At 40.0% G+C, this 13,444-nt stretch carries 15 protein-coding genes and 1 pseudogene; 11 read left to right on the forward strand and 5 right to left on the reverse strand.

Going from position 1 to position 13,444, the window contains the following annotated elements; all coding sequences use genetic code 11:
- Positions 1-6 precede the first annotated feature (6 nt).
- From HXT30_RS00150 to HXT30_RS00165, 4 genes are all read left to right on the forward strand, one after another.
- Positions 7-1,413 (forward strand): ABC transporter permease, encoded by a 1,407-nt coding sequence (locus HXT30_RS00150; protein WP_422111554.1) that lies wholly within the window; start codon positions 7-9, stop codon positions 1,411-1,413.
- The gene (locus tag HXT30_RS00155; RefSeq protein ID WP_422111555.1) at positions 1,403-2,704 is read left to right on the forward strand and encodes an ABC transporter permease; all 1,302 of its coding nucleotides are present in this window, start codon (positions 1,403-1,405) and stop codon (positions 2,702-2,704) included. The genes HXT30_RS00150 and HXT30_RS00155 overlap by 11 nt, the downstream gene beginning before the upstream one ends.
- Before the next feature lie 61 nt (positions 2,705-2,765).
- Positions 2,766-3,611, forward strand: coding sequence for an ABC transporter ATP-binding protein (locus tag HXT30_RS00160; RefSeq protein ID WP_016792839.1), 846 nt, complete (start codon positions 2,766-2,768; stop codon positions 3,609-3,611).
- 55 nt (positions 3,612-3,666) lie between these two features.
- Positions 3,667-4,290 carry an FMN-binding protein gene (locus HXT30_RS00165; RefSeq protein ID WP_016792838.1) on the forward strand — a complete coding sequence of 208 codons (624 nt, stop codon included), beginning with the start codon at positions 3,667-3,669 and terminating at the stop codon, positions 4,288-4,290.
- Between the two features lie 12 nt (positions 4,291-4,302).
- On the opposite strand, the gene HXT30_RS00170 is transcribed toward HXT30_RS00165, so the two are convergent.
- The gene (locus HXT30_RS00170) at positions 4,303-4,539 is read right to left on the reverse strand and encodes a hypothetical protein (RefSeq protein ID WP_422111556.1); all 237 of its coding nucleotides are present in this window, start codon (positions 4,537-4,539) and stop codon (positions 4,303-4,305) included.
- 259 nt (positions 4,540-4,798) lie between these two features.
- Between HXT30_RS00170 and HXT30_RS00175 the strand changes: the two genes are divergently transcribed.
- Complete coding sequence (locus HXT30_RS00175) at positions 4,799-5,146, forward strand: hypothetical protein (protein ID WP_422111557.1); 348 nt, start codon at positions 4,799-4,801, stop codon at positions 5,144-5,146.
- Between the two features lie 26 nt (positions 5,147-5,172).
- Here the strand turns inward: HXT30_RS00175 and HXT30_RS00180 are convergent, their stop codons facing one another.
- Positions 5,173-5,676, reverse strand: coding sequence for a hypothetical protein (locus tag HXT30_RS00180; protein WP_422111558.1), 504 nt, complete (start codon positions 5,674-5,676; stop codon positions 5,173-5,175).
- 193 nt (positions 5,677-5,869) lie between these two features.
- Here HXT30_RS00180 and HXT30_RS00185 point away from each other — a divergent pair, with 193 nt between their 5' ends.
- The 5 genes from HXT30_RS00185 to HXT30_RS00205 all read left to right on the forward strand — a co-directional run bounded on the left by HXT30_RS00185 (position 5,870) and on the right by HXT30_RS00205 (position 10,463).
- Entirely contained in the window at positions 5,870-6,610 is a 741-nt protein-coding gene (locus tag HXT30_RS00185) for a response regulator transcription factor (protein WP_116285450.1), read from the forward strand.
- Positions 6,604-7,827: a histidine kinase gene (locus tag HXT30_RS00190; protein WP_116285452.1), complete on the forward strand. Its 1,224-nt coding sequence runs from the start codon at positions 6,604-6,606 to the stop codon at positions 7,825-7,827. Before HXT30_RS00185 ends, HXT30_RS00190 begins: the two co-directional genes overlap by 7 nt.
- Before the next feature lie 279 nt (positions 7,828-8,106).
- The gene (locus tag HXT30_RS00195) at positions 8,107-8,568 is read left to right on the forward strand and encodes a hypothetical protein (protein WP_422111559.1); all 462 of its coding nucleotides are present in this window, start codon (positions 8,107-8,109) and stop codon (positions 8,566-8,568) included.
- Positions 8,569-8,602: 34 nt separating this feature from the next.
- Positions 8,603-9,256 (forward strand): response regulator transcription factor, encoded by a 654-nt coding sequence (locus HXT30_RS00200; RefSeq protein ID WP_016635753.1) that lies wholly within the window; start codon positions 8,603-8,605, stop codon positions 9,254-9,256.
- Between the two features lie 34 nt (positions 9,257-9,290).
- Positions 9,291-10,463 (forward strand): exodeoxyribonuclease V, encoded by a 1,173-nt coding sequence (locus tag HXT30_RS00205; RefSeq protein ID WP_422111560.1) that lies wholly within the window; start codon positions 9,291-9,293, stop codon positions 10,461-10,463.
- Between the two features lie 246 nt (positions 10,464-10,709).
- On the opposite strand, the gene HXT30_RS00210 is transcribed toward HXT30_RS00205, so the two are convergent.
- From HXT30_RS00210 to HXT30_RS00220, 3 genes are all read right to left on the reverse strand, one after another.
- Positions 10,710-12,161 carry an ATP-binding protein gene (locus tag HXT30_RS00210; protein ID WP_102704797.1) on the reverse strand — a complete coding sequence of 484 codons (1,452 nt, stop codon included), beginning with the start codon at positions 12,159-12,161 and terminating at the stop codon, positions 10,710-10,712.
- A 177-nt stretch (positions 12,162-12,338) separates the two neighbouring features.
- Entirely contained in the window at positions 12,339-12,614 is a 276-nt protein-coding gene (locus HXT30_RS00215; protein WP_102704796.1) for a type II toxin-antitoxin system YafQ family toxin, read from the reverse strand.
- Positions 12,607-12,876 (reverse strand): type II toxin-antitoxin system RelB/DinJ family antitoxin, encoded by a 270-nt coding sequence (locus HXT30_RS00220; protein WP_102704795.1) that lies wholly within the window; start codon positions 12,874-12,876, stop codon positions 12,607-12,609. The genes HXT30_RS00215 and HXT30_RS00220 overlap by 8 nt, the downstream gene beginning before the upstream one ends.
- Before the next feature lie 221 nt (positions 12,877-13,097).
- Between HXT30_RS00220 and HXT30_RS00225 the strand changes: the two are divergent.
- Positions 13,098-13,376 (forward strand): annotated as a pseudogene (locus HXT30_RS00225) (addiction module antidote protein); the annotation flags it as partial.
- Positions 13,377-13,444 lie beyond the last annotated feature (68 nt).

A 13,444-nucleotide genomic window follows, 5' to 3' on the forward strand; every position in this document is an offset into this window, starting at 1 on the left:
TTGCAAATGTTTATGATTCGAATGGTTGCGCGATCTCTTGCAAGGCAGATTAAAAAGCGAGTTCTTATAGCGATTGTTGTGTGCTTGAGTGCGTGTGTAAGCGTTGCAATGCTTAGCGTTGTTTACGACGTTGGAGACAAAATTAACGCGGAGCTTAGCTCTTACGGATCCAATATTATTGTTCAGCCTAAGTCGAATGCTGTTGTGAACGACTTGTATGCCTCTCGCACAAAGTCGGCTTATAGTAATTCTCAATCTTCGCAATCTTCGCAAACTTTGGCGGATGCTGAAAGCGAAGAATCTACCGCTTTTTTGAAGGAATCGGATGCTGCAAAAATCAAAATGATTTTTTGGGCGTTTAACATAACGAATTTTGCGCCAAAACTAACGATTTATGCAAATCTTAAAGCAAATTCTTCCGCTGAATCTGCTGAATCTGCTAATTCTGCTAATTCTGCTAACTCCACTAAATCTACTAATTCAGTAGTTCCGATTGTTGGCACTTGGTTTAATCGCAAGCTTGCGCTCGCTTCTGGAGAGACAACAGTTGTTGGTGTGCAAGGAATGCGGTCTTGGTGGAAGATGATTGAAGGCAGATTCCCACGCGATTTTAAGCGCGAGGCCGCTGTTGGCACAAATCTTGCTAAAAGTCATAATCTAAAAGTTGGTCAGCGAATAAAACTAACTCGTTCTGGCAGGCAAATCTCACTTAAAATTGTTGGCATCTATGATTCTGGAGATAGCGACAATAACGCGATTTACGCGGATTCCAGCCAGGCACAACGCCTTTCAAATAGGCCAAATATGGTTGAGGCGATTGAAGTTAAAGCATTGACTACGCCAGAAAACGATTTAGCGCGTAAAGCGGCGAAGAATCCAGCGGCTCTTAGCCAAGAAGAGTGGGAGACGTGGTATTGCACAGCCTACCCAAGCTCGATTACTTACCAAATTGAAGAAGTGATTCCAGGAGCTGTTGCAAAGCAAGTGCGGCAAGTTTCGGCTATGCAAGGCAGTGTGCTTAACAAGACGCGCGCTGTGATGGTGCTTATGACGGCGCTTAGCTTGGTTGCGGCAGCTGTTGCGGTTGCGAATCTTATGGCGGCTGCGATTTCGGAGCGCTCGGGGGAGCTTGCGCTGCTCAAGGCGCTGGGTGCGCGCGATGGCGCTGTTGCGCGGCTAATGCTTATGGAAACAGCGGTTATTGCGTGTGTGGGTGCGATTATTGGCATGATTGCAGGCTTTGGTGTTGCGCAAGTGATTGGATTTGGCGTGTTTGGTTCTGCGATTTCGCTTCGACCAATGGTATTTGTGCTGGTGTTTGTTCTTCTTGCGATTACTGTTCTTGCTGCTGCTGGCTCTTCTATTCGCTCTATTTTGCATGTGCGTCCTGCGGAGGTGCTTCATGGGCGTTAAATCTGGTTCGGGTATGACTTCTAATAGCGCAATGTTTGCGACTATGCTTTTGGGCGCGGTTTTTCGCCGAAAGTCGCGTGCGCTTATGGCAGTAGTTGCCACTCTTGTTGGTGCCGCTACGCTATTTTGCTTGGCTGCAATCTGCATTGTTGTTCCTCAACAAATGAGTGACGAAATGCGCACGTACGGAGCGAATATTATTGTGACGCCGCTTGCAGGCGAGTGGAAAAATGGCATTGATCGCGCAATGGTTTTGCACACTAACGACATGGTTCTTGCAAAAGGTGCTATGCGATCTGCTACCTACCGTTACGAAAATGTGCGCATTAATGCGGCTCCGTACGTGCTTGCTGGAGTGGATGTTTCCGCTGTTAAGTCGCTTAATAAGCATTGGAACGTGGACGGTGCTTGGCCTAGCAGTGGCAACGTTATGGTTGGGCGAGATGTTGCTTCGGCTATGGGATTGAAGATTGGTTCGCGCATTGCAATCGCGTATCGCGCTGGCGATAATTCCTCGGATTCGCATAAGCCTGCACAAAAGTTGCAAGATAAGTCGCAAGATAAGTCGCAAAATAATCAAGCAGATAATCAAACGGAAAAATCTTCCCAAAATAAGCTTGTTGAAGGCAGAGTTTCCACAGATATTATGGATACTCACGGCACAACTTTCCGCGTTTGCGGCATTTTAGATACGGGAGACGCCGAAGACTCCATGCTTTACGCAACTAACGCGGATTTGCGTGCGCTTACAGGCGTTAAGCGCGGCGCGGACGTGATTGCTTACTCGTCTTCTGCGCCGAATGTAGAGGCGGTTGTGCGCAGCATTAACGATATGACTTCTATGCGTGTTCGTGCGCAACAAGTTACTAAAGTTACAGCGGCAGATACTGGAATTATTGCTATGCTTCGCAGCCTATTTTGGATTGTTTCGCTTGTTGTTCTTGCGCTGATGATGGTTGGCGTAAGCACTACGATTTCTTCGATTGTGCAGCAGCGCCGAAATGAGATTGGCTTGCGCAAAGCTTTGGGCGCGAGTGCTAAGAGCATTGGCGTTGAATTCACTGCGGAATCTGGGCTTTATGGCTTTATTGGCGGAATCGTTGGTACGGCAGTAGGGTATGGATTTGCGCGCTTGCTTGCGTCAATGGTGTTTGCGCGAGATTTGAGCGTGAATTGGTGGCTGGTGGCGTTTTCTATTGTGTTTAGCGTTGCAGCGTCTTGCGTTGCTGCGTTGCCGCCTGTTTTGCGCGCTTCAAAAATCGATCCTGCGATTGTGCTTCGAGAAGAATAGCTTTTATAGTGTTTTTAGAGTGATTTTAGAATGTTTAGTTAAGGATTTTTAAGGATTTAATATGGCAGAGAATGTAGAAAATAGGCAGGAAAATACAGATTCCAAGCCAGAAATGCTGTTGACTTTGGACCATGTTTCCAAGATTTACGGCTCTCTTCGCGCTGTTGACGATTTGTCGCTTACTGTGCCGCAAGGCGAGTGGCTTTCGATTGTTGGCTCGAGCGGCTCTGGCAAAACTACGCTAATGAACATTATTGGGTGCATGGATTCGCCGTCTAAAGGCTCCGTTGCTTTGCAAGGCCGAAAACTCGAGGATTTGAACGCGGGCCAGCTTGCAGACGTTCGCAAAAACGTAATCGGTCTTGTGTTTCAAAAGTTTTATCTTGTGCCACATTTAACAGCCGTAGAAAACGTGATGGTTGCGCAATACTATCATTCTGTTGTAGACGAATCGCAAGCAATGGAAGCTTTGGAACGCGTGGGATTAAAGGACCGCGCACATCATTTACCAAGCCAGCTTTCTGGCGGTGAGCAGCAGCGTGTGTGTGTTGCGCGTGCTCTTATTAACTGCCCGAAGTTGCTTCTTGCGGATGAGCCGACTGGTAATTTGGACGAAAAGAATGAGCAGATTGTACTCGACTTGTTTAAGCAGCTTCATTACCAGGGCACTACGATTATTGTTGTAACGCACGATTCTTTGGTAGCTCAATGCGCGGATCGTGAAATTATGCTCAACCACGGTGTGCTTGTTGGGGAGCGTTGGAATAATGAGGATGCGCGCAAAGCGTACGAGGCGATTGGTGGCAAGCCTGCGTTTACGAGTGCGCATGTTGATGAAAGCGTTGCGCAATCTTTGCAAAATCATGAGCCTACTAAGTCGCCTAAATTAGCGAATTTAGATGATTAGTTTTTAGATGATTAGTTGTGTATAGTTTTAATTTAAGATTTAAAGGCGATGATTTATGATTTTAGACAATATGTTTCACAATGTTTCACGCTGCAATAATTTGCGTGATGATTTGAAGTCTAAAAAAATTGCAAAAACGGTTGCTGCGATTGCGGTTTTGGCTAGCTCAAGTGCTTTTCTTGCATCTTGCGGTGAGCCGAGCGCTGTTCCAATGAATGATGAGTTTGCAGGAAACTCTGGTCAAAGCGAAAACGATAGTGGCAATTCTTCAAAATCTTACGATTCTGGCGCTCAACAATCGCACGCTTCTGCGCAAAGTGAGGATTCACAAAATCAGCAAAATCAGCAAAATTCGCCTAAAACAGACACTGGCAATTACAAAGATGGCGATTACAAAATCAAAGCTAAGTATGGGCCAGTTGCAGAAGATAGTATTGATGTGAATTTAAGCGTTGCAAATGGAAATATTAGCAGTGTGCAAATAACGTCTCATCCGTTTACGCCAATCTCCAAAAAACACATGAGCGCTTTTAGTGAGGCTATTCCAGGAAAAATCGTTGGAAAGCCGTTGAAAGATTTGCATATTTCGGTTGTTGCTGGAGCAAGTTGGACTAGTGACGCCTTCAATAAAGCGCTTGACGTTGCTCGTCAAGAGGCCTCAATTCAATCCGCGCAATAATCTTGAACTACCTTACTCTTTGACTTCAAAAATAGTTCCTTCGTTGCGAATCATTGTTGCCATCATGACTCCGAGTGATGCCATAAATGGAATAATAGCATTACTGTATTCGTGCATGAACTGTACAAAATCATGATTACAAGATATAAGCGCAACGCACAAAATAAGGAATTCGACTACTGTAAATATTGCCCACTTAAGAATCCAAATAAGCGTTTCTTTAATAAGTTTTATATAGTCCTTGCTCATGAGTTGTTTCCCTTCCAATTTGCTGTTTTGTTTGTGAGCATTATAGCTAATTCATGTACATTGCTTATCGTTCGTATGCGTTTTGTATTTCTAGTATAAATGTTGCAATCCCTCGAGCAATACGATGTACTCAGAACTCAGTACTCAATATTGCGCGGAAAATGTTTGTAATTAGACTTAAAGCAACGCACAAATATATTGAAAATATGTGTTGCGAATATAAGTTGTGAATATGTTACAAATACAAGGAGATACAAACATGAGTAGCGCAAATATGGGTAATGTAAGCATGAGTGATTTTGGTATAAACTCTTGGCAGCCAGAAGATAACGTAAACAAAATAGGAAACGTTAGTGAAAATAGCATTAATCAAATTCAAAAGCAGGAAGATAACTTTGCGGAAAATAGTAGCGAAGAGCTTTCGCAAGATGAAATTGATGAATTAGCTAAGCAATTAGAAGAATTCTTTACAAAATATATTGTGCTAGAAAATGGCTCTTTTGTTGTAAAAGAGGATGCTATTATTGCAGACGGCTATGGCGATTACATAGAATATTTTCGCAATGCTGCAAAAGGATTAAATCTTTCAATGGAAGATCAGCAATAAGCTTAAATCCTTAAAGTCTTAAATCTTTAAAAATCGCTTTCATCAATAGGGTGACCTTGTGGGCGCTTTATTACTCGCCACAGAATCACCAATGTTAAAACGCCATTTGCAATTCCGTAGTAATAAATCCAAGGAACGTGAATAATCCCACAAATAAAGCATGAAATAATATTTATTAAATTATTTGAGTAATTGTTGATTATTTGCTTATTTTGTGATTCGACTTTTTTGCGTTCTCGCTCAAGAGTAATTATGTAATCTTTGTTGTTCTCTGTATTCTCAACATCACTACTTATGCTGTTAGCGCCCGCGCCGCTAAGCTTAGATATATTATTTTCTATATACGCATTTTTTGCTTTAATAACGCTGTTGAGCAAGAAAAAATATGCACAAGAATACATTGCAACAGAAAGAAGTCCTAGAACAAGCCACAAAGCGAAAAGGTCAAAGCTACGCATAAAAGCAGCTGCTGAGGCGAACGCCATCGCAGCTACTTCTGCGGAGTGCAATACTACTAGTCGTTTTGTCATATAATCCTGCTGCAATCATTATTGAAAATGAATTTTCAACGCAACCAAAAGTCACATATTGTTACTTATTATAACCAAATTTGACTTACATGCATTACTTGTAATCATTTATTACTACACGATTTGCTCTACTTTGCGCATGCTTATAAAGTAGAATATAAGAAAAGTAGCATAAGATTGCAAGAAAGCCATTATGCCAAAAACGTATGCAATAGTAGATAACGACCCATTAGTTTTAGCGGTTATGCGAAACGTGCTCAGCAAGCTTTTGCCAAGCGAGTACGCGTGCAAATGGTGCGTAAAATCAGGCGTGCAAGCTTTGAAATATTGCCAAGTAGCAAAAACTACTCCAGATTATATTCTGATAGATATGTCAATGAAAGACATGTCTGGAGTAGACGTAATACGCGCAATTCGCGAGAAAAACAACAGCATTATTCTAATTGGCATGACTTCTTACGATTGTAGATCCTACGCTTCGATGGTTTCGCAAGTTGGCGGGCAAGCAATGGTTGCTAAAGACAATTTCAAAGGGCTAGCAGAAGCTTTGCAATATTGTAATAATCAGCAGGTGTATGGATGCCGTTGTGTTAAAGACGTTGCTTACGATTTTGCTACACCGCAAGAATCTTTTATTAGGCTTTCTAAATCAAGATCGCGCAGCGTTTTGCCGCCTCAAGAACTAAAAATTATGGATCTGCTTGCTAAAGGGTACACAACGAATCAGATTGCGTCTCAACTTTGTCTTATGCCAAACACTATTAACACGCATATTCATAGAATTTACAAAAAATTGCATGTTTCTAACCGAGTGCAAGCAATATCCGCATTTGCTGCAATGCAAAATCGTGAGCAAAATAGCAATATGCAATATTTTAATGATTCGCTGCAAAATCATCAGAATCTTTTGCAAGAAACGGATAATGCATGTTAATGAAAACATTTTCGCGCGTTATTGAGTTGGTTAAAAGCTGGAAAATTCAACGAACTTTATTCATAATATTGGCGATTCTTGTAGTGTCAATGGATGTGCAATCTTGCAATACAGCTGGTTTGTGGCATAACCCGCAGCAATCTATATGCCAATACGTTTGGATGTTCGCAATATTTCTTTTGATTGCTTTTTCACGTCAAATATCCCTCGTAACTCCGATTTTATATTGCGTAACGTTAGCAGTACCAGGCGTAAATGCAACTTGCTTTCTTTTTTCATTGATCGCTAGCATGTTTGTTGCAGGCTTTTACGATTCGTGGAAGTATTTGCTTTGTGCGTACATAGTTTCGCTGAATATTATGTACTTTGCAAAAATGGCGTACATTCCGCTTACTTTTCCTTGTTTTATTCTTATTTCCATGATTTGCGGTTACGCTTTGCGCAAGTATTTGAACATGTTGGAAGAAAATAATCGCGCAAAAATGGATATTGTGCGCAGTGAGTTCCAGTCTTATATTGCTTCTGTTGCATTGCAATTGCATGACGATGTGAACAATGAGATTACGGATATTACATTGCTTGCGACTGATGCTTTGTATGCCGAGAAAAGTGATCATACAAAAGAGTCGCTAGAGCAGATTGTTGAGCATTCTCGTAATGCGCTTTCTAAAACGCGACTTGTTATTAATCTACTTGAGCAAGCTGAGCATAAGTATGATGATTCTTTAGATTCAAATATTGCCAGCACGCAGTTTATTTATAGTTCTAATAGCAATAATCGCATAAGTTTGACTGATTTCTTATGCAATATTCGCGCACGCTTACAGGCTGAACGTAAGATTTGCGAGCAGCTTGGGTACTATGGCTCTCTAACAGTGAATGATAAAAGTTCGGGGAGTGGTGATTTTGCTGCATCTGCAACTGTTAGTACTGAAAAAGCTCAATGTGCTATTCGCATGTGCAGCGAGTTGCTTACTAATATTCGTAAGCATTGCAATACTAGCGTTGATTTTTCTATGAATGTTACGGTTGATGAGCGCGAATGCAAAATAATGTGCATGAATTCGATTTCGATGTTGAACAAGTTTGGCGAAAGGCTTGTTTTTGGAAAAGGACTATTGTTTCACAAAAAATCTGTGGAACATTTAGGTGGATCTTTAAGCGCTCAAAAAGATGATGATACTTGGCTGGTCAATGTTGTTATTCCGCTAAACTAGCATCACTCAAATCATGCGTTATCGTGGCAAAAACTACAAAAATCGCAAAAACTGCCACGATAACTCGGTAAGTACGCGGATATTTAAAAATAGTTCCAAAACGGAAATATTCTTAAATATTGATTGTTGGAAACATACAAACTGCTAATAGTAAAAGTTTTTTAAAAGTTTTTCTAAAAGCACTATCGTTAAAAATAGGTACGCCTATTTGTGTAGATAAAATCTGCACGTTAGTATGTTGGTAATTTACAAAACAAGAATCACGAGGAGGTGCTTATTATGACTAATCCTTTGCGCGGTATACGAGAAGAAGATATCGTCAAGTACTTTAAAGATCACAATCTTTCAGTTGATAAGACGTATGTATTTACTATGAAGTACGACCCTTGGTGGAAAGATTTAATCAAACTATTTTTATTACCTAAATTATTCTATGTAGCGCAAAGCGTTGATGCGCGTATTATTGCTGCCACTAATAATGAGTTTATTATTGTTAATCCGAATGTCATTTTAGGCTCGGGTAATCTAGCTAAATTAGACGATAAGCATCTTCGTCGTATTGCGTGGAATCAACTCGCTAATTTTGAAGTTATAAATAAGCCAACAACTCAAATAATTCGCTTTACTGTCAATAGTAAAACCGAAGAATGGAGTGTGCCAACGGAAAGTGCTAGCGTATGGCACTTTAATGTGTACAATCTTGATAATTTGAGAAAAACAATACAATCGCACATCTCTTGATAAGCAAATTCCGAAACAAGATACCATATATTGTATGAACACTACTTACGCAATTGTTGATAATGACACGCTTGTATTGCGATATATGCAACTTCTTCTAAAAAGTCGTTTGCCTGAAAACTTTGTTTGTGCATGGATGTGCTCTTCTGCAAAACAAGCTATTCATCGTTGCGTTACAGAAAATACTCCTGATGTACTTTTAGTAGATATGTCAATGAGAGAAATGAGTGGCGTTGATGTAATTAAAGCAATTCGCGAGCGCAATAGCAATATTGTTTTAATTGGAATTACTTCCTACATGCTGGATGAATACGTATTGCAAGTTGCTAAGTCGGGTGGTCAAGCGTTAATACATAAAGACAATTTATCAGACGTAGTTGCAGCTATCCAATCGCGCACAACAAGCTACGGGTGCCCAGAATTGCCACAATATATTGACTATTTTCACACTCCGCAAGAATCGTTTAATATGATTTCTCAACTTCCGAAGACTTCAGTTTTGTCTCCTCAAGAATCGGAAATTATGCGCTTGTGCAAACAGGGGTATTCTACGAAAGAGATTGCAGATCAGCTTAATGTGAAAGTTTCAACAGTCAACACGCATTTACGGCGTATTTATGGAAAACTTCAAGTTAAAAGTCGCATGCAGGCGCTCGCTGCGCTCGCAAAATACTCGCATGACATATAACGTGTAAGAAATTAACGTGTAAAAGTAGGTAGTTATGAAATTATTAACGCGTATGATAAATTTTTTGCCGCATGATGCTTGGCAGAAAATTGGAATTGGTGCAGTCATAAGTTGTACTTTGATTCTTGAAATTTGTTCCTATAATAATCTTCATTACTACTCTAATTGGCATGCAATTACGGTTGAAATAGTATGGATTGTAATCTGCTTATGCATTGCAATATGGCCACGTAAAGCATCTTTTATTGTGCTCATTTGGATGCCGTTGGTAATTGTTGCGCCCAATATCAACTATTCATCTATGATGCTTACCATATTGATTTGTTTGGCAATTGCTATAATTACTCAACCTTGGTACACCGTGCTTTCTTCTTGTGGAGTATCTTTATGGTTCTTTGTTATATGCGATTTTCAAAACGCTTATGTGTTAGCGTGGTGGCTTCTTATCACTCTTATTTCTAGCGCAATCGTAAAATACTATATTTCTACTATTCACCAACAACAGGAACAGTTATTTGCGCAACGTTACAACGTTTTTCAAAAATATGCCACTATTGCAGCAATTCGCATACATGATGAAGTAACTAATGAGCTTTCCAGCATTATGATGATGGCCCAACAATCTATTGAACCTCAAACAACTCATGACCAAGAGCACGAAAATTCGCGAGAGATTCTTCAATGTGCTACTACAACTATTCATAAAGCACGCAATATCATTTCTCTTCTTGACAATGCTACAACTGCAAGCACTAGCGATGTTATGCAATCGACTACATGTTATAAAGATTTTTGCACAGGCTTACGCGCTCTATTTGACTGTGAACAAAAGTCATTTGAAAAGCTTGGCTATATTGGTTCCATTGACTTGAGTAGTGATTTAACTGCTGAAGATTCTCAATCAATGCGTTTGCCTTTTGAAGAATGTGCTCAAATTGAATATATTTGCCGAGAACTACTTGCAAACGTAAAAAAGCATGCTGCAAAGCCTAAAGAATACGCTATGAATGTAATACTTAATGACAATGAATGTCACATTACGTGTATAAATAGTGCGCAACGCGGTATTCTTGCTAACTTGCAATTAGGATATGGACTGCGTTTTCATAAGCTGCTTGCGGAACGAGTTGGCGGAACTTTTAAAGTTATTGAAGATGACGATTCGTGGATTATTAATGTACACGTTCCTCTTCATGCAGAGAAATAGCCATTGCGCAAGAATAAATTATTGTGCTTTCTTGCGCTTTAATCGAGTACTTGGACGCTTTTCAATCGAGTATTTGGACAAACCTTTGCACAGCAGATGCAAGTAAGCGGTTAATCTGTTATGCAGAATGCTGTTTCGTTGCTATGTTATACACGTTATCGTGGCAAAAATTGCAAAATTAGCAAAATCTGCCACGATAACGTGTGATTATGGCTGCGCGATATGGTCGTAACTATTGTCGCTCAATCAGTTAAAAAACATTGTTTGTGCGTCAACAAAGTTGATGCTTGTTTTAGCATGACGAGGATTGTAAGAAGTTGGATACTTTGTAAACAGCATAAATATTTTCTTATAATCGCTATTTTTTGCATTCTCAACTAAAGTTGCGCGCTGTAACAACTTGCTAACTGCTTCAGCTTCGTTAAGATTATTACGCCACTTACATTCCGCAATAAGAAGCTGCTTGTTAATATCGTCTTCTGCAACAATATCAATATCGGTTTGCTCACGAGCAATAGGATCCGCACCCCACCATTTACCTAACTTAGTTGGCAAAAAGTCCATTCCGCCAACTTTGCATTGGTGCACAATCCACTGTTCGCACATTTTCTCAAACTGTTGACCTACAAAAGTACTAAACACTTCATGCTCGCCACCAAGAACACTACTTGCGGCAGCGTGTGAAAGTCCGCGTTCAATTAATCCTTTATTAGGCGCTACAAACCTATACCAATACGCAAAAAATGGGTCACAAATCTGCCATAATCCTTTTTTGCAATGAAGTAGATTCATGCCAAATGGAATATTTCTTTCAATTAATCCAAGTCCTTCTAGTGTTTTCAAATACACGTTCACTGATGTAGCTGGCAATCCAATGCGATCCGATATTAAAGTCGGAGTATTGCATCCCGTAGCAAGAGCATTTAGCACACTATTGTATGTTGAAGGATCGCGCAATTCCTGGCGCATGAGCATGTCTGGTTCAGCGTACAAAATTCCCGAAATGTTAAAGCATAATTGCTCAAGATTTTCCGCAAACGAAGACTTATTATCCAACTGTTCAATATAGTATGGTGTTCCTCCAAGGGATGCAAAATAGTTGATTTTATCTTCCCAAGTAGCATTATTTGGCATAAGCTCAGATGCTTCAAAAAGATTAAATGGTTGCAAGCGAATCTGCGCGGTACGTCTTCCGTAAAGCGGACTCTTTTTACCAAGCACTTCACTTTCCATGAATCCTTCGTTACTGCCACACAAAATAAGAGTCATGTTCGTGTTCTTAAACTTATGATCTATTGCAACTTGGAATGTTGACGCTAAAGACTTATCTGCTTGTGCTGCGTACGGAAATTCGTCGAAAACTATAATAAGTGGAGATTGAGAAGCGCTTTGATCTGCGTTGTTAGATTGTTGTGCAACAAAATCGAGAGCGTCGTTCCAATCATTAAACGATCCTGTAGTTGATGGAAGATTGAAAAAGTCGTACACAGTGCGCGAGAAATCACGCAAATTCTCGATATTAGTTTGCTCGCGAGCAGTAAAAAGTATTGCGCGCTTATTTTTACAAAATTGTGAAATAAGTGAAGTTTTTCCTATTCGTCTTCGACCATAAACTATTGCCATCTGGAACGAGTGATTGCTGTTTTCATACAGTTTTTCAAGTACTTGTAACTCGTCTTGTCTGCCAACAAAAACCATATTCCACCTGCCGTTACGCCAATAATTGCAATATTTTTCAGCGCATCTTATTGATGCCGAATATACGCTCTAGTTAATATAATCGCGATTATTATAATCATAATTATAATAATCTAAATTATATTATTTTGCAATATGATCAACGCAATCATGCGTTATCGTGGCAAAAATTGCTAACTAGAATAAGTCGTCATGAGATCCTAAGCGTAGGAATATAATGCAATCTTCTTTAACTTGATACAACAGTAGAACATCTGCAGACACATGCAATTCATGCACACCTTTATATGAGCCTTTAAGAATATAATCTCTATAAGTTGCAAGCTCGCGAGAATCTGCACCATTGCAAATAAGTCTCACAATATTGATTACCTGTTCAATATCGTAATGCTTCTGCTTATATTTCTTAACATCTCGCAGATAGATTGGACTATAAAATGGCGGTTTAGGCATTGCGCATCAGCTCAGCAAAATCGTCAACAGTACCTGCAGCTATTGGTTTTTCTTTCATAGCTTCATCAATAGCGTGCTCATATGGAGAACTTTCAAGTGAAAATGGGAAACGTTGCGTATTTACAATCTGATACAAAAATAGGTTGACTGCTGAACTCATATCAAGACCATAATGTTCAAGAACTTGCGATGCGCTATCTCGTATTTCTGGATTAACTCTTACACTTAATCTGCCTGTTTTGGCTGTTTTTGTAGAAGTCATGTCGTTTCCTTTAAGCTTAGAATCATAAATTTGTTATTCACGCTTTGCTTTATTATAACAGACCTACAGCACCCAACGTAATGCCAAAGTAGCACCATTGTGTACACAATTATTACAAAATAACAAGTTATCATGGCAGAAATTGCAAAATTGTATCCTGCAGGATAAAATATTTTTATGGAGATACTTAAAACAGATGAGTATCGCAATTGGATGAGAAAATGGTAAATATAAGTAAATGGGATGCGAGTGAGTATCTTGAGAACGATGATGATGTTATTGCATATCTCAATGCCGCAGCAGAACTTAACGATCCTCGCTTGTTGCAAGCTGCTATAGGTGATATTGCAAAAGCTCGAGGCATGAAAGAGATTGCTCAAAAAGCTGAGGTTGGAAGGGAAAGCCTTTATAAAAGCTTAAGACGAGACGGCAATCCTAGCTTCCAAACTATTGCGAAGGTTGTTCAAGCGTTAGGTGGACGTATTGCAATAGAACCAGCAATGCGTGACGCGCACAGTTATCGTGGCAAAAATCGCAAAATTAGCAAAAACTGCCACGATAACTCGGT

The organism is Gardnerella sp. DNF00571G (assembly GCF_049262695.1).
Lineage (GTDB): Bacteria > Actinomycetota > Actinomycetes > Actinomycetales > Bifidobacteriaceae > Bifidobacterium > Bifidobacterium piotii.